This window comes from Streptomyces sp. B21-083 (assembly GCF_036898825.1).
Classification (GTDB): Bacteria; Actinomycetota; Actinomycetes; order Streptomycetales; family Streptomycetaceae; genus Streptomyces.
In genome coordinates this window covers 2,715,612-2,736,464 of sequence record NZ_JARUND010000002.1, presented here as the reverse complement: position 1 = coordinate 2,736,464, position 20,853 = coordinate 2,715,612, and the positions used below count along the sequence as shown (strand labels likewise).

At 71.9% G+C, this 20,853-nt stretch carries 18 protein-coding genes; 15 read left to right on the top strand and 3 right to left on the bottom strand.

Annotation, left to right across the window (positions count from 1 at the left end):
* The first annotated feature begins 53 nt into the window (after window positions 1–53).
* From QA861_RS36275 to QA861_RS36265, 3 genes are all read left to right on the top strand, one after another.
* The gene (locus QA861_RS36275) at window positions 54–761 is read left to right on the top strand and encodes a helix-turn-helix transcriptional regulator (protein ID WP_443041622.1); all 708 of its coding nucleotides are present in this window, start codon (window positions 54–56) and stop codon (window positions 759–761) included.
* 226 nt (window positions 762–987) lie between these two features.
* A complete protein-coding gene (locus tag QA861_RS36270) occupies window positions 988–1,662 on the top strand; it encodes a Pvc16 family protein (protein WP_334594954.1) in 675 nt (224 codons plus the stop codon).
* Window positions 1,663–1,694: 32 nt separating this feature from the next.
* Window positions 1,695–3,773, top strand: a complete 2,079-nt coding sequence (locus tag QA861_RS36265; RefSeq protein ID WP_334592968.1) for an ATP-binding protein — start codon at window positions 1,695–1,697, stop codon at window positions 3,771–3,773.
* 42 nt (window positions 3,774–3,815) lie between these two features.
* On the opposite strand, the gene QA861_RS36260 is transcribed toward QA861_RS36265, so the two are convergent.
* Window positions 3,816–5,252, bottom strand: a complete 1,437-nt coding sequence (locus QA861_RS36260; protein WP_334592966.1) for a hydrolase — start codon at window positions 5,250–5,252, stop codon at window positions 3,816–3,818.
* Window positions 5,253–5,600: 348 nt separating this feature from the next.
* Between QA861_RS36260 and QA861_RS36255 the strand changes: the two genes are divergently transcribed.
* The 4 genes from QA861_RS36255 to QA861_RS36240 all read left to right on the top strand — a co-directional run bounded on the left by QA861_RS36255 (window position 5,601) and on the right by QA861_RS36240 (window position 8,349).
* Complete coding sequence (locus QA861_RS36255; protein ID WP_334592965.1) at window positions 5,601–7,187, top strand: phage tail sheath subtilisin-like domain-containing protein; 1,587 nt, start codon at window positions 5,601–5,603, stop codon at window positions 7,185–7,187.
* A 75-nt stretch (window positions 7,188–7,262) separates the two neighbouring features.
* Window positions 7,263–7,706: a phage tail protein gene (locus tag QA861_RS36250; RefSeq protein ID WP_006375239.1), complete on the top strand. Its 444-nt coding sequence runs from the start codon at window positions 7,263–7,265 to the stop codon at window positions 7,704–7,706.
* Entirely contained in the window at window positions 7,706–8,194 is a 489-nt protein-coding gene (locus QA861_RS36245) for a hypothetical protein (RefSeq protein WP_334592964.1), read from the top strand. Before QA861_RS36250 ends, QA861_RS36245 begins: the two co-directional genes overlap by 1 nt.
* Window positions 8,191–8,349, top strand: coding sequence for a DUF6760 family protein (locus QA861_RS36240; RefSeq protein WP_319096300.1), 159 nt, complete (start codon window positions 8,191–8,193; stop codon window positions 8,347–8,349). The genes QA861_RS36245 and QA861_RS36240 overlap by 4 nt, the downstream gene beginning before the upstream one ends.
* Window positions 8,350–8,817: 468 nt before the next feature.
* Here QA861_RS36240 and QA861_RS36235 read toward each other — a convergent pair whose 3' ends face one another.
* The gene (locus tag QA861_RS36235) at window positions 8,818–9,774 is read right to left on the bottom strand and encodes a hypothetical protein (protein WP_334592961.1); all 957 of its coding nucleotides are present in this window, start codon (window positions 9,772–9,774) and stop codon (window positions 8,818–8,820) included.
* Between the two features lie 2,008 nt (window positions 9,775–11,782).
* On the opposite strand from QA861_RS36235, the gene QA861_RS36230 reads away from it, so the two are divergent.
* From QA861_RS36230 to QA861_RS36195, 8 genes are all read left to right on the top strand, one after another.
* Complete coding sequence (locus QA861_RS36230; RefSeq protein ID WP_334592960.1) at window positions 11,783–12,436, top strand: extensin; 654 nt, start codon at window positions 11,783–11,785, stop codon at window positions 12,434–12,436.
* Window positions 12,437–12,498: 62 nt separating this feature from the next.
* On the top strand, window positions 12,499–12,924 hold the full coding sequence (locus tag QA861_RS36225) for a phage tail protein (RefSeq protein ID WP_006377862.1): 426 nt from the start codon (window positions 12,499–12,501) through the stop codon (window positions 12,922–12,924).
* 50 nt (window positions 12,925–12,974) lie between these two features.
* Window positions 12,975–13,709, top strand: a complete 735-nt coding sequence (locus tag QA861_RS36220; RefSeq protein ID WP_334592959.1) for a CIS tube protein — start codon at window positions 12,975–12,977, stop codon at window positions 13,707–13,709.
* Window positions 13,709–15,613 carry a VgrG-related protein gene (locus QA861_RS36215; RefSeq protein ID WP_334592958.1) on the top strand — a complete coding sequence of 635 codons (1,905 nt, stop codon included), beginning with the start codon at window positions 13,709–13,711 and terminating at the stop codon, window positions 15,611–15,613. Before QA861_RS36220 ends, QA861_RS36215 begins: the two co-directional genes overlap by 1 nt.
* Window positions 15,614–15,631: 18 nt before the next feature.
* Complete coding sequence (locus QA861_RS36210; protein ID WP_334592957.1) at window positions 15,632–16,075, top strand: GPW/gp25 family protein; 444 nt, start codon at window positions 15,632–15,634, stop codon at window positions 16,073–16,075.
* 6 nt (window positions 16,076–16,081) lie between these two features.
* Window positions 16,082–18,043 carry a putative baseplate assembly protein gene (locus tag QA861_RS36205; RefSeq protein WP_334592955.1) on the top strand — a complete coding sequence of 654 codons (1,962 nt, stop codon included), beginning with the start codon at window positions 16,082–16,084 and terminating at the stop codon, window positions 18,041–18,043.
* 31 nt (window positions 18,044–18,074) lie between these two features.
* Window positions 18,075–18,632 carry a phage tail protein gene (locus tag QA861_RS36200; RefSeq protein WP_334592954.1) on the top strand — a complete coding sequence of 186 codons (558 nt, stop codon included), beginning with the start codon at window positions 18,075–18,077 and terminating at the stop codon, window positions 18,630–18,632.
* The gene (locus QA861_RS36195) at window positions 18,629–20,047 is read left to right on the top strand and encodes an NADase-type glycan-binding domain-containing protein (RefSeq protein WP_334592953.1); all 1,419 of its coding nucleotides are present in this window, start codon (window positions 18,629–18,631) and stop codon (window positions 20,045–20,047) included. The genes QA861_RS36200 and QA861_RS36195 overlap by 4 nt, the downstream gene beginning before the upstream one ends.
* 187 nt (window positions 20,048–20,234) lie before the next feature.
* On the opposite strand, the gene QA861_RS36190 is transcribed toward QA861_RS36195, so the two are convergent.
* Window positions 20,235–20,789: a DoxX family membrane protein gene (locus QA861_RS36190; protein WP_334592952.1), complete on the bottom strand. Its 555-nt coding sequence runs from the start codon at window positions 20,787–20,789 to the stop codon at window positions 20,235–20,237.
* Window positions 20,790–20,853: the final 64 nt, after the last annotated feature.

Here is a 20,853-nt window from a genome sequence, read left to right as displayed (position 1 = left end):
ACGTCTGCCACCGACCCCTCGAAGGTGGCGGCATCTGACCCTGGGGGCAGTTCTTGCGCACCACACTCCGCACCACAGTCCCCGGCACGGGGGCCGGGGCCGGCACGAGGGCCAGTACTGGACCGTCGTCCGAACCCGGGCGCCGCGTACCCGTCGCCGTGCACGCGGCCGACCCGATCTCCCGCGCCGGCGCGGTCAGCCAGCTGCGACAGCACCCGGTGGTCGAACTCCGGGAGGAGGCCGACAGCGGACCCGGCGTCGTTGCCCTGCTGGTCAGTGAGACCCTCGACGACGCGACGCTGTCGCGGCTGCGCCGACTCGTCCGCAGCGAGGGCGCCAAGGCCGTCCTCGTGGTGGGCATGCTGCGCGAGAACGAACTCCTCGACGTCATCGAGTGCGGTGTCGGAGCCATCGTCTGGCGCCATGAGGCCACCGGACACCGGCTGGCGCAGGCCGTACTCGCTGCCGCCCGGGGTGACGGCGACCTGCCCTCCGACCTGCTCGGCCGGCTCATCAGCCAGGTGGGCACACTGCACCGCACGGCGGCCGGCCAGCCCGGTGCCCCCACCTCGGGCCTCGCGCCGCGCGAGGTCGATGTCCTGCGCCTCGTCGCCGAGGGGCTCGACACCGGGGAGATCGCCAGCAAGCTGTCCTACTCCGAGCGCACAGTCAAGAACGTGATGCATGGACTCACCACACGGCTGCATCTGCGCAACCGGGCGCATGCCGTGGCCTATGCCTTGCGCGAAGGCTACATCTGATCGAACGGGCAATCGGAGGCGGCGCGCGGACACCAACTCATGCCCGTGATCCGTCCCTTGCGTGCCTGCGCGGACGGGCGCCCATGACGGCACGATGGCCGTGAGTACGGGAACGCGCGTCTCCGGTGACCGGAGACGGCACGCGCCTACGGCAAGCAGGGCTGCGGGGCAGGGCGTTACGGCACGGCAGGGCAGCGCGGTACGGCAGGGCGGCGGGAGCGCGACAGTGATCCACGAGGTGGACGAGGTCCTCAAGGGGCTGCTCGGTGGGGGCGCCCTCGCCGGATCGGGCATCGACGTCTTCTTCGACGCGCCGACCCGCGACTGGGCCGCACGCCGCAACGGCCCCGCGATCAACGCCTACTTGTACGACATCCGTGAGGACACCGCCCGCCGCCAGCGCGGCACCGTCTCCATCCGTGACGAGCGTGACGTGATCGTCCGGCGCCGACAGCCGCCCCGCTGGTTCAGGCTGTCCTACCTCGTCACCGCCTGGACCAAGCAACCCCAGGACGAACACCGCATCCTGTCGGCCGCGTTGATCACCCTGTTGCCGCGCGAGCTGCTCCCGCCCGATGAACTCCCGGGTCCCTTGCGCGAGTTGGGCCTCTCCGTCCCGCTCTCGGTGTCGGGTACCCACACGGAGTCCCGTTCCCTGGCCGAGATCTGGTCCGCTCTCGGCGGTGAACTCAAGCCGTCCCTCGACCTCGTGGTCACGGCCCCCTTCCCGGCCTTCCCCGAGTACGACGCCGGACCCCCGGTCACGGAGGGCGCCGCCGTCCGCGTCCGCGCGATCGACGGCTCGCTGGAGGACTCCCCTGAACGGGCCCATCAACCAAGGCACTTGGAGAACGGACGTGCAGGGCGGCAGCCGGGGCAGACGGGGGCGCGTACTCCGTGACCCCTGAAACCTCTGAAACCCTTCACGCCTCCGTGACCTCCGGGCTTCTCGACCGCCTCTCCCAACTTCGGGCCCGGGCAGCGCGGTTGGTCGAGACGCGCAGCGCCGACGACCCGACGGCCGACGATCCGCTGCGCGGGCTGTACCTGACCGAGGAGGCGGTACGGCACCTGCTCCTGCGGCCCGGATCCCAGGAGCCGCAGGACTCCGCCGAGGGGCCGTCCGGCGTCTCGCCCGGAACCTCACCCGTGGTCGACGGCGACGACCCGATGGCGCGTCTCGCCGGCCGCCTCGGCCTCGTCGCCCTGGACGTCCACATCCTCCTCGCCGCTCTCGCCCCCGACCTCGACCGTTCCTTCGAGCCCCTCTACGGCTATCTCAACGACGACGTCGGCCGCCGCCGGGCCACCACCGGCCTCGTTCTCGACCTCTGCGGCCTCCCCGTGCACGAACCGGCCGCCAGGGCCCGCTTCCACCCCTCGGCGCCCCTGACCGCGCTCGGCCTCCTGACCGTCGAGGAATCCGAACGCCCCTTTCTCAGCCGTCAGTTGAGCGTTCCCGACCGGGTCATCGCCCACCTTCTCGGCGACGACACCCCGGACGCCGCCCTCGCCGGCCACATACGCCCCCTCGCGCCCAGAACCCCGCACGCCTCGTCCCAGTCCCAGTCCTCGTCCTCCTCCCCGTCCCCGTCTTCGTCGTTCGCGACGGAGTGCGCCGACAGACTGGCCGCGCTGCTCACCGCCAAGGCCCCCGGTGATCCGCGACCACCCACCGTCTACCTGCGCGAACATCGCGAGGGTGACGGGCTGGCCTGCGTCACGGCTGCCCTGCACACTGCCGGACTCGACGCGCTGCACTTCTCCGGGCCCGAGGACCTGCTCCCCGACCTTCTGCGCGAGGCGCGGCTCAGCGGCCGGGTCGTCGTCGTGTCGCCCCTGCCCGAGCAACCAGCCGGACTCGTCAGGGCGTTGACCGGGCCGAACGTGTCGGACGTACCCGTGCTGCTCACCGGGTCCGGCCCGTACGACCCGCACTGGTCCGAGGACGATCCGCTGGTGCTGGAGGCACCCCGGCAGGGCGCGGGACAGCTGGACGTCTGGGGAGACGCGCTGCGCCGCAGCCCGGACCACCCCGATGATCTGGACCTGGGATTCGAGCTGGCGGCCACCGTCGCCCCGTACCGTCTCGGCGCCGACCGCATCGTGCGGGCCGCCCGCGCCGCCCAGCGCCTCGCCGACTTCGACGGGACCCCGCTCACCGCCGACCATCTGCGGCTGGCCGCCCGCCAGCAGTCGGCGTCCGGGCTCGAACGGCATGCCCGGCGCATTCGGCCCGACGTCGGCTGGGAGGACCTCGTCCTCCCCGGCAAGCCGCTCGCCCAGCTCCGCGAACTCGCCCTGCGGGCCCGCCACCGCGGCCAGGTGCTCGGCGACTGGCGGCTCAGCGCGGGTGGCGGCCGGGGCCGGGGGGTGCTCGGGCTGTTCGCGGGGGAGTCCGGAACCGGAAAGACGCTGTCCGCCGAGGTCGTCGCCGCCGAACTGGGCCTGGATCTCTATGTGGTTCAGCTGTCGTCCGTCGTCGACAAGTACGTGGGCGAGACGGCGAAGAACCTCGAACGGATCTTCAGCGAGGCCGACCGTACCGACGCCGTGCTCCTCTTCGACGAGGCCGACGCCGTCTTCGGGAAGCGTTCCGAGGTCAAGGACGCGCACGACAAGTACGCCAACATGGAGAGCGCTTATCTGCTCCAGCGGCTGGAGTCCTTCGACGGTATCGCACTGCTCACCACCAACCTGCGCGCCAACATCGACGAGGCGTTCACACGCCGGCTGGACCTGGTGGTCGACTTCCCGTTCCCGGACGCCGGTCAGCGCCTCGCCCTGTGGCGGCACAGCCTCGCCCGGGTGCCCCGCGCCCCCGACACCGACCCGGCGCGGGTCGCCGACGCCTTCGAACTGGCCGGTGGCTCGATCCGCAGCGCCGTCGTCACGGCCGCCTACTCCGCCGCCGGACGCGGTGAACCGGTCACGACGGCGGACCTGCTGGAAGGCGCCGAACGGGAGTACAGGAAGGCCGGGCGACTGGTGCCGGGCGAGGGTGCCTGGTAGCCGGGCCCTCGTCCGGACACCGTCGATGTCGCGGGGCCGGGCTCACACGGTGAGGCGGACCGCCTCCAACTGCTTGTGGTCCTCCACACGACTCCCGATGTACTTCCAGCCGCCGGGGTCGGTGCAGACCACGCCCAGCCAACCGGCGTCCTGTACATGGGGGTTACCGCAGATGCTGCCGTCGAAGACCTGGATGGTGAGGCCCTGCAGAGGCTCGTCCGACTCCTTGGTGCTGCCGAGGTAGTTGTCCACCCCGTCCGCAACTTCCGTCCATTTCGTGTCCTTCCAGATCTTGAACTTGAAGGCGCCGCTGCCCTTGTTCCCCTTGGTGCCGGACGTCGCGATGTTGAGCGCCTTGATCGGCAGGCCCTTGCCGACGGTGCCCGCCTCGGCGCCGTCGCACACCGGCTCCTGCCAGCCCTGGTCGGCCACGTAGGCGCGGTAGCAGATGTGCCGGCCGGTGCTGCGCGCCGCCAGCCGCGACACCGCCACGGCGGCGGTCACCACCGGCGGCTTCGTCTCCTTCTTCGGCGCGCCACCGCCCCCACCATTGCCATTACCGCCTCCGCCGCCGCCTCCCGCTGCCTTGGTCGTCGCCGCCACCGGCGGCGGGACCACGACGGGGTCCTGGGCGGGCTCCTGGACAGGCGCGGCGGGCGGGGTCGTCGCCACAGCTGTGGGAGTGGGCGGCGCAAGGGTGCTGACCGCGCCGGTCTCCGTGAACTCCTTGGCCCTGGTGCTGACTTGGGGCCGGTAGGAGATCCAGAGCATGAGGAAGGTGATGGCGAGGGCCAGGAAGACACCGAGGAAGGTGGCGAGCCAGCGGGGCAGGAAGCCGCGTTGTACGTAGGTGCCGTCGACGTCGATCGGTACGGCGCCCGAGCGTTGCACGGCGAGCTTGAACGGCCGCTCTTCCTTGCTGCCGAACCAGATGATCTGGCGCGGCTTGAGGCGCGCGTCGACGAACACCGCGCGTCCCGGCGCGACTTGGACGCTGCCGGGGTGGATGTCGTAGGAGAGGTTGTCGCCGTTGTCGCTGCCGCTGATGGACGCGGTGAGCTTGGTGTTGCCCAGGTTGTCGACGGCCAGCTTGGGCCGCCCCCGGAAGCGGCCCTTCACGGTCGGCGGGACGAGTTCGGCCCGTACCTCCGAGAAGGGGGTGATCGTCAGGTTGCCCTCGGGGACGGTGGTCGCCTCCGGGTGCTCGGTGGGCGTGATGCGGATGGCGTACGGGTTCGGGCCGGCCGTCGCGTCCGGGGTGCGGGGCGGGGCGAAGGTCAGGTCCACCGTGCCCGTCGTACCCGGGTAGAGGCGGACCGTCTGCGGTTCCACCCGGGTCCAGGGGGCGATGGGGCCGACCGGCTCGAAGCGGTACTCGTCGACGACGTCACCGGTGTTGCGCAGGCGCAGTCGGACGGTCGTGCTGCCGCCGGGGTCGACGGTCGCGGAGGCGGGCTCCAGGGAAGTCCAAAGGCTCACTGGGTTGTTCACTTCCCGGGTGTGTAGGTGATCTGGGCCGCGGCGTCCGCGCTCCCCGACCGGTCCGGTTCCGGGCCGGCTCCGGGCCGGTTCGGGCCAGTTGGGTCGGATCCCGTCGGGTCCGGTTCGGTCGGCCCCCCAGCCTTACCGGTGCGGGCCGGTTGGAGGGAGAGCCGAAGGGGCAGACGTACGGGCAGCGCGGACGGGGTCCGGGGCCGCAGGCCCTCCTGGGCTGCCCTTGCGGGCACGGGAGTTGCCCCTCACCAGGTACCGCAGGCCGTTCCGTCGGACGGGACGCGCGCGTGAGGGTGAGAGGTGTCCTGTCTCGTACCCCGAGGAGATCAGAGCATGCCGTCCTACCTGTCGCCCGGCGTATACGTCGAGGAGGTGGCCAGCGGCTCACGTCCGATCGAGGGAGTGGGCACCTCGGTCGCGGCCTTCGTCGGACTCGCGCCGACCGGCCCGCTGAACGAGCCGACACTGGTGACCAACTGGACGCAGTACGTCGCTGCCTTCGGTGACTTCACCGATGGTTACTACCTCGCGCACAGCGTCTACGGCTTCTTCAACAACGGCGGCTCGGCCGCGTACGTCGTCCGGGTCGGAGGTGCGTCCGGCGGCGTCGCGGGAGGCACCGCGCCGACCAGGGCCGTCGCGGGCGCGGGCGACCGGGCCGCGCTGCCGGCCGGAGAGCCGAAGCAGCTCGGCACCTTCAGTGTGACCGCGATAGCGGGCGGCTCGCTGAACGTCGAGATCGCCGACCCGGAGGGCGAGGGCCCGGCCGAGCGGTTCAAGCTGATCGTCAAGGACGGCGACAAGGCCGTCGAGACGTTCGACGTGACCGCCAAGAAGGGCGGCCGCAACTACGTCGTCACCCAGGTGAAGGAGCGCTCCAAGCTCATCACCGTGCAGGAGACGGCGCCCGCCGCGCAGCTCGTCCGCCCCGACAACCAGACCGTGGCGCTCGCCGCCCCGGCCGCCCCCACCCCGGTCACCCCGGCGGCGGTGGAGAACGAGGGCGAGCACGCCGGCGCGGCCGAGTACCTCGGCGACTCCGCCGACCGCACCGGGTTCGGTGGCCTGGAGGCCGTCGACGAGGTGTCGATGGTCGCCGTGCCCGACCTGATGGCGGCCTACCAGCGTGGCGCGATCGACCTGGAACAGGTGAAGGCGGTCCAGCTCGGTCTGATCGCCCACTGCGAGCTGATGGGCGACCGCGTCGCCGTCATCGACCCGCCGCCCGGCCTGAACGCCCGTCAGATCCGTGTCTGGCGCCAGGAGACCGCGGGCTACGACTCCAAGTACGCGGCCCTGTACTACCCCTGGATCAAGGCGTTCGACCCGGCCACCGGCCACTCCCGCATGATCCCGCCGAGCGGCCACATCGCCGGCATCTGGGCCCGCAACGACTCCGAGCGCGGTGTGCACAAGGCGCCCGCCAACGAGGTCGTACGCGGCGCGGTGGACCTGGAGATGCAGATCACCCGGGGTGAGCAGGACCTCCTCAACCCCATCGGCGTCAACTGCATCCGGGCCTTCCCCGGCCGGGGCATCCGCGTCTGGGGCGCCCGCACGATGTCCTCCGACCCGGCCTGGCGCTACCTCAACGTGCGCCGCTACTTCAACTACCTGGAGGAGTCGATCCTGATCGGCACCCAGTGGGTGGTCTTCGAGCCGAACGACCACCAGTTGTGGGCCCGTATCCGGCGCAACGTCTCGGCGTTCCTCGTCAACGAGTGGCGCAGCGGCGCCCTGTTCGGCCAGCGGCCGGAGGAGGCGTACTACGTCAAGTGCGACGAGGAGACCAACCCGCCGGAGTCGGTCGACCTCGGCCGCGTCGTCTGCGAGATCGGTATCGCGCCGGTCAAGCCCGCCGAGTTCGTGATCTTCCGCCTGGCCCAGTTCTCGGGCGGCAGCGGCGAGCTGGAGGAGTAGGCCCACCCTCCGGCTTCGCGCGTGACCGTCAAGTCCCCATGAAACACCCAGATTTAAGAGAGTTAAGAGAGCCAGATGAGTCTCCAGCCGGGTGACGCCCTCACCTCACACAATTTCGGCCTGCAGATCGACGGCGTGATGGTCGAGTACCTCGCTGAGGTCAGCGGCCTCAGCATCGAGCAGGACGTCATCGAGTACCAGCAGGTCTCCGCCCAGGGCAAGCCCGTCACGAAGAAGCTGCCGGGCGTGAAGAAGGCGGGCACCTGCACGGTCGTCCGCGGGATGACCCAGTCCTCGGCCTTCAACCAGTGGATCACCGAGTCGGTCGCCGGTCAGATGGCCACGGCCCGCAAGAACGCCACGATCATGGTCATGGACTACATGAACAACCCGGTCAAGCGTTACAACATGCGCAACGCCTGGTGCAGCAAGATCGACACCAGCACGGTGAAGGCCGGCGAGGCGTCCGCGCTGCAGGAGACGGTCACGATCACGTTCGAAGAACTGGTCATCGAGTAATGCGTCGTACGGTTCCCAGGCCGGCCGGGGCCGCGTTCGCCGACCCCGGTCCGGCTTTCCCCGGGGCGGAGGCGGCACCGGCGACGGAACAGGTCGCTGCCGCCGCCGCTCCCCAACGGCTGCGCACCGAGTTCGAGTTCGAGCTGCCGCGCGGATACGTCGACGAGAACGGCACAGTGCATCGCGACGGTGTGATGCGGCTGGCCACGGCCCGGGACGAGCTGATCCCCCTGCGGGACATGCGCGTCCAGGAGAACCCGGCGTATCTGTCGGTGGTCCTGCTCGGCCGGGTCATCACCCGGCTCGGCTCGCTGCCGCTCGTGCACGACGGCGTGGTGGAGAACATGTTCGCCTCCGACCTCGCCTTCCTCCAGGACTTCTACCGGCAGATCAACGCCGAGGGACACACTCGCGCCGGGGTGACCTGCCCGCACTGCGAGCAGCCGTTCGAAGTCGAACTCGGCGGGAGCCGCCTGGGGGAATCGTGACGTACGCGAGCGACCGGCTGTACGAGGAGATCGCGTACGTGGCCTACCACTTCCACTGGAGCATGGACGACATCCTCGACCTCGAACACCGCGACCGGCGCCGTTACACGGACCGGATCGCGGCCCTTGTCACGCGCGGCGCGGGAGAGGGGTGAGGTCGTGGGGATCGTCGAGCGGTTGAGGGCACGTCGTCGGGGTGCCGAGGGGACCGATGGGGCTGCGGGCGCGGCAAGTTCTGGCTCCGGTGAGCGAGTTGACGGCGGGGTCGGGACCGGAGGAGGGGACACGTCCCCTCCGGGGTCCCGTGCGCCGTCGGCCGGGTGGTCCGCGTTGCCGCCGATGCAGCGCGCGACCGCCGTCGGCCGGACGGGTGTCGCCGACGCCGGTTTCGCCGCCCGGCTCACGACCTGGCAGAACCCCTCCTTCACCGGCACCCTCTCCCACGCCGTTCACGACGACGCGCCGAGCGGGCTGGTGCGGGGCGCTCTCGTCGAGTCGCGGGGGCCCGGACCTGGGCTTGAACTGCCGTCACTGTCAATGCCGTTGGCCGTGACGGGAGAGGCGGCGCCGGGTACGGCGGGAAGTGCGGCTGCTTCTGGTGGGGCTTCTGGTGGGGTTTCCGTTCAGCGCGTGGCGTTTCCGGGGGCGGTCGCTCGGGCGGCGGGACCTCGGGTGGCGGCGGTGGGTAGGTCGTCGTCTTCGGGTTCGGCATCGGCTTCAGCTGCGGGGGTGGCGCCCGTTGCCTCCGGTGGAGCTGCGGGTGCCGGGGGCTCCGCCGCTGCCGTGGCTTCGCCCGTGTCCGGGGTCGCACCGCTGACCAGGGTTTCCGGTGCGGCGGTGGTGCAGCGGCGTACCTTGCCGGTGGCGAGGAAGACCACGGCGGCGGCCACGGGAAGTTCCGGGGGTGCCACGGGCACGGTTGCTCCGGGGGCTCCCCCCGCTGTCGATGCCGTTGCTGTCGCGCCCATCTCTCGGGGTGTGGTCCCGGGAGCCCCCGCCTCGGACGCGTCGGAGCAGCCCCTGGCTTCCTCGACTTCCCCGGTGGGCTCGACGCCGTCCGCCACGCCTCCCGTACGACCGACTGCGGCTTCCTCGGGTTCGGGCGCCGCGTCCGGCCAGTTGGCCCCCGGTGCGTCGGGGTCGGCCGCGGTGTCACGTCCTGTACCTGCGATGACGGATACGGCTGCCGTACAGAGGTCTGCCGCTTCGGCGAGGTCAACTGCCGTACCGACGAGGCACGTTGCCACGCCGTCCGGTGAGAGCTCCGCATCTGCGGGCTCGCCTACCACCCCTGCGGTATCCGGCGTCGGCTCGACGGGGCCGGTTGCTGCGGCCGGGGGTTCTGTTCCGTCATCCACGGTGCCCCCGGCGATGTCGTCGGCCACTGCGGGGCGTCCCGGTGCGGTGTCGCCGGGACAGGGGCCCGCGTCTCCGGCGTCGGGGACGTCGGACTCGGCCGCTGTGCAGCCATCAACGGTCTCGAACGCACCAACCAACTCCCCGGTGAGGCGGGTTGAGCCGTCCCAGGCCTCCGCGATTCCGTCCACGCCCGTGGTCCAGCGGACCGCTGCTCCGGCCAAGGCAACTGCCGCCCCAGCGAGCCCGGTTGCTGCGACGCCAGGTGGACCGGGCCTCACACATTCGGGGTCCTCAACCTCAACCTCCCCCGCCGACGGGCGGGGTGCTGCCCTGACGCCCTCCGACGTCGCTCCGCTGGACCGAAGTGCCGGAAGTGCGGCGCAGGTTGGTCCGACAGCGGGATGGAATCCGCCGGTGCAGCGAGCGGCCACCTCCGCCGGACCGGCGGCCACGCCTGCGCCGCCGGACACTGCTTCCGGGAGTTCGGCTTCGGTGCGGCGAGTTGCCGCGCCGGCGGGTTCGGCCGCCCCCTCTGTGGGCTCGGTCGCTGCCTCTGGGAGTCCGGCGTCGGTGCAGCGAGTTGCGACATCGGCGGGAGCGGCGGTCACGCCGGTGGATGGGGCTGCTGCTCCCGGGAATCCGGTTGCCGGTTCCGGGAGTTCGGCGGCCTCCTCTGTGGGCTCGGTCGCTGCCTCGGGGAGCGCGGCTTCGGTGCAGCGAGTCGCCACTTCGACGGGGCCGGCTGTCACGCCGGGGGAAGCGGCTGCTGCTCCCGGGAATGCGGTCGCCGGTTCCGGGAGTTCGGGGTCGGTGCGGCGAGTTGCCGCGCCGGCGGGTTCGGCGGCCTCCTCTGTGGGCTCGGTCGCTGCCTCAGGGAGTCCGGCTTCGGTGCAGCGAGTCGCCACCTCGGCAGGGCCGGCTGTCACGCCGGGGGAAGCGGCTGCTGCTCCCGCGGGCCCGGTCGCCGGTTCCGGGAGTTCGGCTTCGGTGCGGCGAGTTGCGACCTCGGCGGGAGGGGCGGTCACGCCGGTGGATGCGGCTGCTGCTCCCGGGAATCCGGTTGCCGGTTCCGGGAGCCCGGCTTCGGTGCAGCGAGTTGCCGCTCCGGCGGGTTGGGCCGCCCCCTCTGCGGGCTCGGTCGCTGTCCCCGTGAATCCGGCTTCCGTGCAGCGAGTTGGCACTCCGGCGGGATCAGCGGCCCCTGCGGACCCGGCGTCTACTGCTGCTGCCCCGGTCGCTGCTTCCTCCGGCCCGGCGTCGGTGCAACCGGGGGCCACCTCGACGGGTCGGGCCGCCGCACCTGTGGGACCGGCGTCCACTTCCGCAGCCTCGGTCGTTGCCTCCGCGAGCCCCGTCTCCGTACAACGAGTTGCCGCTCCGGCGGGCTCGGCGACCCCCGGTACGACCTCGCTCACCGCTTCCACGAATCCGCCCCCGGCGACCGGCGCCCCTCTCCGGCAGTCGGCCCCCGTCGACACCCGACCCGCCAACTCGACGCCCCCGACGCGTACTTCCGCATCTCGGGAATCCGGATTAGCGGCGCTCGGCGCCCCGCGCTCTGTCACTCCCGTCACTCGAAGCGTGCCGTCGACTTCCCCCCAGGCACCCTCGCACGCCGACGCGGCCCGACCGGCTGACACCGCGTCCGTCACCGCGACGCCCGCCACCCCTCAGGCGCCCTCCCGCCCATCCCCGAGCCCGGTCACGGCCACCGCGCCCCCCGCCCAGCACAAGCCCCTGGCCGGACTGGCCGCCCCGATCCAGCGAACGGCTGCCACAGAAACCCGGCGCACAGCAGGGCCCACCGCACCGAGTACGCCCCTTCGGCGTACCGCCCTGGGAGCCCCGCTCTCCGCACCGCCCGCAGGCGCGTCCCCCTTGGCGATGCGCCCCGCCGCGTCGACCCCACCGGGTGCCACCGGAACCAGCCCCGCCCGCCCCGCAACGAGCACGGGCACGCCTGTCGCGCCGATGCCGACACCCGCACCCGGGGTGCCGATCCAGCGTGCCGTCGCGACACCCCAGGCGCCCGCGATACCCGTACCCGGCAACCCAGTTGAGGCGACCGGAGTGAAGGCGGCCGCCCCGACTCCGGCCCCGCCGAACCTCCCGGCGCCGAACGCGCCGAACGTACCGATCGAAGCCCCCGTACCTCACGGGTCCCCCGTACTTCGCGTATCCCCGGCACTTCCCGCACCCCTCGTACCTGCCACATCTCCCGTAGCTCCCGTGCCCCTCGCCCGCCCCGCCGCCGTGCAGCTCGCCCGCCCTGCCCCACCGCAGATACAGCGAGTGCTCTCCTCCGCCCACGCCCTGACCACCGCCCTGCCCGCCCCACCCCGCGCCGCCCGCCCCGCCCAGGCGCTCCCCGTCGCCCCCAAGGCCGCCCCCCTGAGGCGTCCCGCGCCGCCCGCCGCAGGGCAGCCGGTCGTGACCCCCGTTCGTCACCCGCCCGCCTCTGTCCCGCTGCCGGCGCCGGGGTCGCACAGCCCCGGCGCCGGCACCCCCGTACAGCGCGCGCACTCCACCCCGCCGGCTCCGCCGCGCCCGGCGATGACCAGCGCCGCCCCCGCCCAGCCCGCCCTCCCAGCCGCACCCACCGCCGTCCGCATCCAGCGGAGGGCCGCACCCGCACCCCAGACCGCACGGCCCGCCACCCAAGGCACGTCACGGCGGACCCAGCACAACCAGCAGGCCGAGCAGACGCAGCAGACGGAGTGGATGGAGTGCGAACCCCCTCCTCCCTTCGAAGTCAGGGAGCTGAACGACCACCAGCTCGACGAACTCACCCACCGTCTGATCGACAGGGTCACCCGCAAGGTCCGTACCGAACTGCGTCTCGACCGTGAGCGCATCGGAAAACTCCGCGACCCCCGTCGCTGACCCGCGCACGAACACATCCGCCGAACACATCCGCACCTCCACACGTCAGTTGAAAGGCCCCGATGTCCACCGATACCGACCCGGGCTCCACGATCTTCTTCACCCTCACCATCGACGGCGAGAGCCTCGGGTACTTCAACGGGTGCGAGGGCCTGTCGTCCGCGGTGGAGATCGAACATCACCAGGAGGGCGGCAACAACGGGTTCGTGTGGGCGCTTCCGTCGCGGGTGACGTTCTCGAACATCCGGCTGACCCGGCCGCTGACGCCGGACACCTCCAAGGTCGCCGCCTGGATCTCGAGTGTGACCACGGGAGTCACCCGCCCCACCGCCCAGATCGCCGCGCTGCGCGCCGACGGTTCGGAGGTGGCGCGCTGGGGGCTCATCGACGTACTGCCCGTGAGCTGGCAGGGCCCCTCCCTGGACCCCGCGAACCCGGGCGTCGCCACGGAGGTCCTGGAGATCACCCACCACGGCTTCACGGACTGAGCGAGCGGACGGGACGAGGACGGAAGCGGACGGGAAGAGGCAGGAACCACATGGCCAAGGGAAGCAAGGGCGGCAAGGGCGGTGCCGGGAAGAGCCTGGTGCGGGCCACGCTCGCCATTCACGAGCCGCCGATCGGCTACAGCACCACACCCGGCGCGCTCATCAAGAACTTCAGCTTCGACTTCAACCCCTCCCAACTGTCGCTCAGTCGCCGCGCCCAGTGGAAGACCACTCCCACGGCGGCTGTCCGGGACGGCTCACTGCCGGAGTTCCAGGGGCCGTTGCCGCGCGAGATGACCGTCGAGATCTTCCTCGACTCGTCCGACGATCCGAGCAGCAACAGCGTGCTGAAGAAGGTCGAGGCGCTGTTCTCCTGCTGCGAGACGACCGCCAAGAGCATCGCCGCCAATCAGTCGTCGACGCCCTGGGTCGTTTTCGAGTGGGGGTCGTTCTCCACCGCGCGGTTCACCGCGTACGTCAGTTCCGTGGAGGCGACCTACTCCCTCTTCGGGACGACCGGTGTGCCCATCCGGGCCACCTGTCAGGTGCATCTGCACGAGATTCCCAGCAAGACCAAGGGACAGAACCCGACGTCGGGCGCGCTCACCGCGCAGCGCGTGCACCGGGTCGTCGCCGGGGACTCGTTGCAGTCGCTCGCCTGGCGGGAGTACGGGGACGCGACCGCCTGGCGGGCCATCGCCGAGCGCAACGGCCTCGACGACCCGGGCAGGCTGCCGACCGGGCTCGAACTCATCCTGCCGGCGGCGGAGGAGGCGAGCGCCTGATGGTCCAGATCACCTTCTCCAGCTCCATCAGCGTCAAGGTCGGGGGCGCCAAACTGCCCGACGACATCGCCCCGTTGCTCGTCGGCGGCTGGGTCGACCTGGGGGCCGGGGTGCCCGGGGCCTTCCGGATCACCTTCCGCGACCCGAAGCACCTGGTCCTCGGTGAGCTCAGCGTCGACTTCGGAACTCCCGTGATCCTGGCGCCCGTTGCCGCCGGTAAGGGCGCCGCCGACCCGTTGATCACCGGCGAGGTCACCGGTATGGAGACCGACTACGACGGCACCGGCACCTTCACCGTCATCCGTGGCTACGACGCCGGTCACCGCCTGATGCGGCAGAGCCGGGTGGCCGCCTTCCGTAACCAGACGGCCTCGGACATCGTCCGAAAGGTCGTCGCCACGGCGGGAGTTCCGGTCGGCAAGATCCAGAGCACCAAGACCGTCTACGACTTCATCAGCCAGGCCAACGTGACCGACTGGGACTTTCTCGCGCGGCTCGCCGACGAGAGCGAGATGGTCATGTCCCTGGACGCCAAGGGGAAGTTCCAGTTCGTCAAGCCCGACCCCGCGTCCGGGGCGCCGCCGGTCAGCACTCCGGGTGAGAAGAGCCCCTTCGTGCTGGAGGGCGGTGTCGACATCCTGCGCTGCAGGGCCGCCGTCACCTCCGCCGACCAGATCGCCAAGGTCCAGGCCCGGGGCTGGGACGTCACGACCAAGAGGAAGCTCACCGCCACCGCACCGGCCGGGACCACCCCGCTCATCGGCATCGGCACGACCCCGAAGAAGGCCTCCGCGCCCTTCAAGGCGGGCGTACTCGTCGAGACCGACACGCCGTACGACCGCCAGTCCGAGGTCAAGTTCGCGGCCGACGCCCTCGCCGACGACGTCGCCTCCGCCTTCGCCGAGCTGGAGATCACCGTGCGGGGGAATCCGAAACTGCGTCCCGGGATTCCGGTGACCCTGGCGAAGGTCGGCAAGCCCTTCGAGGGCAAGTACACCTGCACGTCCGTACGGCACGTCTTCGGCGACGGCGACCACTACGAGACCCTCGTGACGGTCAGCGGACGCCAGTGGCGTTCCCTGTTCGGCCTCACCTCCGGCGACGCCGCGACCACCGCACCCCGGCTGCCCGGCGTCGCGAACGCGCTGGTCACCGACGTACAGGACCCCCTGAAACAGGGGCGGGTGAAGCTTCAGTTCCCCTGGCTGGACGACGCGTACGTGAGTGACTGGACGCGGGTCGTACAGCTGGGCGGGAAGGGCGGGGGCGGGATCTTCCCGCTCGACGTCGGGGACGAGGTGCTCGTCTCCTTCGACCGGGGGGCACTCGACCATCCGTTCGTCGTGGGCGGGCTCTACAACGGGCGGGACGAGCCGACCGCCGTCAAGGACGTGAAGCTGCACGACCCGCTGAAGAAGAAGGCCATCCGGCACACCCTGTCCGACCGGGAGGGCAACCGGGTCGACCTGCTCAGCCAGCAGACCGGCCTCCGCAAACAGGGAGTGCGCATCGCCAGCGGCAACGACAGGCTGACCATCAACCTCGACCGCACCAAGACCGAGATCACCGTGGACAGCAAGGGCTCCGTCAGCATCAAGGGCGGCACCTCCGTCTCCGTGGACGCGGGTACCGATCTGACGCTGAGCGCCCGCCGGGCCATCAACATCAGAAGCGGCGGCATCCTCAACCTCCAGGGGCGCGGGATCGTCAGCCTCAAGTCCCTCGGCGGCGCGGTCAACGTGGACGCGCTCGGCGCCCTCAGCCTCAAGGCGGCCGGTGCGGCGAGCATCAGCACGACCGGCACCATTCAGATCAACTCCGTTGCCAACGTGGGTATTCGGGCCATCAGCGTCATGCTGAACGGCCTGGTCACGGTCAACAACAAGCCGTATCCGATCCCGTAAGGCAGGTGGGTTACGAAGATGGCCGAGCAGTTCGTCGGTTCCGGGTGGGCGTTCCCGCTGCGCATCGGGCCCACCGGGGGCATCGCCCTCGTCAGCGGGGAACGGGAGGTCGAGGAGGCCATCCGGCTCGTCCTCGCCACCGCGCCCGGAGAACGCCCCATGCGGCCCGAATTCGGCTGCGCCATCCACGACCTGGTGTTCGCGCCGGTCAACGAGGCCACCGCCGGGCGTATCCAGCACGAGGTGTACTCCAGCCTCGACCGCTGGGAGCCGCGCATCGAGGTCGACGACGTCGAGGTCACCGCCGGTGCCGAACAGGGCGTCCTGTTCATCGACGTCCGCTACTCGATCCGCGGCACCAACAACCCGCGCAGTCTCGTCTTCCCCTTCTACGTCATCCCCTCCCACGAGGGGCCCGACGCGTCCGGCGACACGGGCAACTCCCCTGAAAGCGACCGCTGATCACCGATGGCCCTGCCCTCACCCAACCTTGACGACCGCCGCTTCCAGCAGTTCGTCGACGACGCCAAGCGCTACATCCAGCAGCGCGCCCCGGAGTGGACCGACCACAACGTCTCCGACCCCGGCGTCACCCTCGTGGAGACGGTCGCGCACATGGCGGACCAGATCGTCTACCGCCTCAACCGCGTCCCGGAGAAGAACCACCTCGCCTTCCTCGACCTCGTCGGCATCACCCTCTTCCCGCCCTCGGCCGCCCGCACGGACGTGACGTTCTGGCTGTCGGCGCCCCAGGAGGAGACGGTGCTGCTGCCGCCGGGGACCGAGGCGGCCACACTCCGCACCGAGAGCGAGGAGGCCGTCGTCTTCGCCACGGAACGCGAACTCGCCCTCGTCCCATGCGAGTTGCGGCACCTCGTCGTACAGAGCGACGGCGCTCCCGTCGCCGACCGGACAGCCGACCTCACCGAGGGCAAGGACGTGCTCTGCTTCGCCGAGGCCCCGAGCCCCGGTGACTGCATGCTGTTCGGGCTGAGCGCGGCCGTACCGCACTGCGCGGTCGCCCTCGACCTCGACAGCCGCGTCGACGGCGTCGGCGTCGACCCGCGCCAGCCGCCGCTCCTGTGGGAGGCGTGGACCGAGGACGGCTGGGCGGCCTGCGAGGTCCACCGGGACGGCACCGGTGGCCTCAACCGGCCCGGCGACGTCGTCCTGCACGTCCCCGGCGGCCACACCCTCTCCCGCACCGGCGGCCGGGAGGCCGGCTGGCTGCGCTGCCGGGTCACCGAGCCTCTCAACAACCAGCCCTTCTACACGACTTCGCCCACTATCCGGTCCGCCGAGGCTTTCACCATGGGCGGCACCACGCGTGCGGTCCACGCGGACACCGTGTACGACGAGGCCCTCGGCGAGTCCACCGGCCTGCCCGGGCAGCGGCTGCGACTGGCCAACTCGCCCGTCGTCGGCGACGACCCGCCCCTACTCCTCCAGTCCGCCGCCGGACCCGAGGGGTGGACGGACTGGCAGGTCGTCCCGCACTTCTCCGCCTCCGCCCCCGACGACCGCCACCTCACCCTCGACGCCGCGACCGGCGAGATCGCCTTCGGCCCCGCCGTCCGCGAACCCGACGGCACCCTGCGCCAGTACGGAGCCGTCCCGCCCAAGGGCGCGGTCCTGCGCGCCCGCCGCTACCGCACCGGCGGAGGCAAGGGGGGCAACGTCGCCCGGGGTGCCGTACAGGTGATGCGCAGCTCGATCCCGTACGTCTCCGAAGTCGTCAACCGGGAGGCCGCGCGCGGCGGCGTCGACGGCGAGACCGTCGAGGAGGCCAAGGTCAGGGCGCCGATCACCCTGCGCGCCCAGGAACGCGCCGTCACCCTGCGGGACTACGAGGAACTCGCCCGCCGCGCCGCCCCCGAGACCGCCCGCATCACCTGCCTGGAGGGCGACGAGGGCGAGCACGGGGCCTACGCCGTACGGGTGTTGGTCGTACCGCAGGCCGTACCCGACCCCGGCGGGCGGCTGCGCTTCGAGCAACTTGTCCCCGGGGACGCCCTGTTGCAGCGCATCACGCGCTATCTCGACGAACGGCGCCTGATCGGCACGCGGTTGGCGGTCGGGCCGCCCTTCTACCAGGGGGTCACCGTCGTCGCGACGGTGCACGCCTTCCGGGGCGTCGACACGGACCGGGTACGCAGGCAGGCGCACGACGCCCTCTACCGTCACCTCGATCCGCTCACCGGCGGCGCCGACGGCAAGGGCTGGCCCTTCGGGCGTCCCGTGCAGTCCGGCGAGGTCTTCGCGGTCCTGCAACGCGTCCCCGGCGTCGAACTGGTCGACGAGGTGCAGCTGCATCCCGCCGACCCGCTCACCGGCAAGCGCGGCGAGGCGACGAACCGCATCGACCTCGCCCCGCCGTCCCTCGTCTTCTCCTTCGACCACCGGGTGCGGGTCATCGGGGACAGCTCATGAGGAAGCCCGACCAGCAAGCAGGGAGGGCCCGTTGAGAGGCTCCATCGACGGACTCGGCTCCTCCGCGCCCATCGGCGCGATGCTCCCGGCGGTCTTCGCCGACGACGACCTGGCCCAGCGGTTCGTCGGCGGTCTCGACGACGTCGTCGCGCCCATCCTCAACGCCCTCGACTGTCTCGACTCCTACTTCACCCCGTCCCTGGCCCCCCTCGACTTCACGCGCTGGCTCGGCAGCTGGGTCGGCGCCGAGATCGACGGCTCCGAACCGGAGGAACGGCTGCGCGCCGCCGTCGCCGCCGCCGCGTATCTCCACCGGGTACGAGGCACCCGGCGAGGCCTGTCCGAGGCCGTACGGCTCGCCTTCGGGGTGATCCCGGAGATCACCGAGAGCGGCGGCGCCGACTGGCACGCCCGGCCCCTCGGACCCGTCCCCGGCGATCCCCGCCCCCATCTGCACGTCGCCCTGCGGCTGCCCGACCCGACACCCGCGGACGAACACCGGCTGGACAGCCTCGTCGCCGCGGCCCGCCCCGCCCACATGCCCTACACGGTCAAGGTGACCGTCGCCGAAAGGACCCCGGAAAGATGACCAGCCAGAGCTGCGCCGAATGCGGAACACGGGCGGAGCCCGGCCAGTCCTTCTGCGACGCCTGCGGGGCGGTGCTGAGCTGGTCCGACCGCGAGGAGCGGGCGGACCGCGAGGGACGGGAAGTGGGTGAGGGAAGGGCCGGCCAAGGGGGCCGGGCGGGCTCCGTCAGAGGCGCGGGTGCCGGCGATCCCGTGTCCGTTCCGGCGGGGGAGCCCGCCGTGGCGGCGGGCGTGCGCGAGGAGACGAGGTCCGGCGGCGGGCCGTCGGGCAGCGCCGACGCTCCCGCTCCCGGTTGGGACGCCTTCTCCCGCTCGGGCCCCGGCGGCGCCGGGGTGCCCCGCACCGCCCTGGCCCGGCTGGACGAACCCGCACCCGCCCCCTCGCCCCGGTCGACCGCTACCGCCCCCGAACCGCCCCAGGGCGCCGACGCGGACACCCTGCCCCAGCCCGCCGTACCACCGGGGGAGAACACCCCCGCGCACTCTCCCACTCCCGCCTCCGAGCCGGACGACACCGCGGCCCGCGCCAGGTCCCTCCTCGTGCCGGTCGCGGACCCCGAACCCCGGACCGCCCCGGAGCCGTCCGTCGCACCGGTGCTGCCGGGCCTCCCGGTCGCCGACCGCCCGCAGGTCCGTACCCCGGGCCGGGAACCCGGCGTACAGGGCGGTCTGCCGTGCCCCTGGTGCGCGACCCCGAACATGCCCGACCGGCACTTCTGCGGACGTTGCGCCATGCCGATGTCGGGCCATGGCGGCGGCGAGCCCGGCCGGCGGCTTCCGTGGTGGCGCCGGCTGCTGGACCTGCGGGGCGGCGAGACCCCGTGGGCGGGCGACCGCCCGCGACTGCGCCGGGGCTTCGGCCGCGTCTGGAACTGGGTGGTCGGCGCGCTGGTGCTGACCCTCCTGGTCGCGGCGGTCATGAACTTCGGCGACGCGGTGAACGGCGTACGCGACCACTTCGCCAAGCGCGCCCCGGCCGACCCGGACAAGGTCACCGCGTCCCGCTCCTACCCCGGCCACAAGCCCGAACTGGCCTTCGACAAGCGGAGCAACACCTGGTGGGGTCCCGGCGTCACCCAGTCGGGCGAGGGCCAGTGGATCGAGGCCCGGTTCGCCGAGCCCACCCGGCTGCTGGACGTCCTCATCACGCCCGGCGTCTCCGCCCGCGCAGAGACGCTCTCCGAGTCGGCGCTCCCGAAGCGCGTCGAGGCACAGATCACCACCGCCGACGGAAAGAAGACGACCCGCATCCTCAACCTCGACCAGGGCGCGGGCGCTCAGACCCGAGCCTTCCGCGTCGGCTCCGTCACCTCCGTACGCTTCGTGATCCTCTCGGCGCACGCCGCGTCGGGCGACAAGCAGGTGGCCATCGCCGAGATCGAGTTCTTCGGCCGGTCGAACGCGAACGGGTCGTAACCGGCCGAGCAGGGGTGGGCCCGGTGGAGGCGGGCACGGAACCGCGCCCCTCGGGGGCGCGGGGAACAGCGCGACAAGCCCCCACCGGCCTGCGGCAAAGGAACCGCACAGGTCACCGGCCGTGGGAGAACCCTCCCACGGCGACCCCGGCACCCCGAATCCCTTCTCCCTCTGTCACTCCGTCCGTCTACTCCTCGAACAGCGTTTCCTGCGTGCCCTGTTGACGCTCCCGCACACGCCGGTTCCGTGCCCCCACGACGACTGCCGTGACCGCGGCCGTGCCCGCGAGAGCCGCCGGGACCATCCAGCCGCGGTCCAGTACGTGGCCCAGCGCGTGGTCCAGGGAGAGCCGGCCCGGGCCCGTCACCGCGAGGCCCGCCGCGGCGAGACCCAGGGTGGCCGCGTACTCGTAACCGCCGCCGGTGTTGAAGAACCCGTTGGGCGCGTGCACGGCGGTGGCACCCACCATCGCGCCCGCCGCCGCCGCGCCGGCCGCCGGAGTCGCCAGGCCCAGTGCGAGCAGCGTGCCGCCGCCCGTCTCCGCGAGGCCGGACGCCGTGGCGCTGGCCTTCCCGGGCGCGTAGCCGACGGACTCCATGAAGGCGCCGGTGCCTTCGAGGCCGTGTCCGCCGAACCACCCGAACAGCTTCTGCGCGCCGTGCGCCGCCAGCACCCCGCCCGTCCCCAGACGAAGAAGCAGCAGCCCCAGATCACGCCGGTCGTATCGGTCGTCACAGGTCATGCCTCCACCGTCGCACCGATCACGCCCACCGCACCCGAGAGGGCCGTTCGTGCCTGCCGTTCGG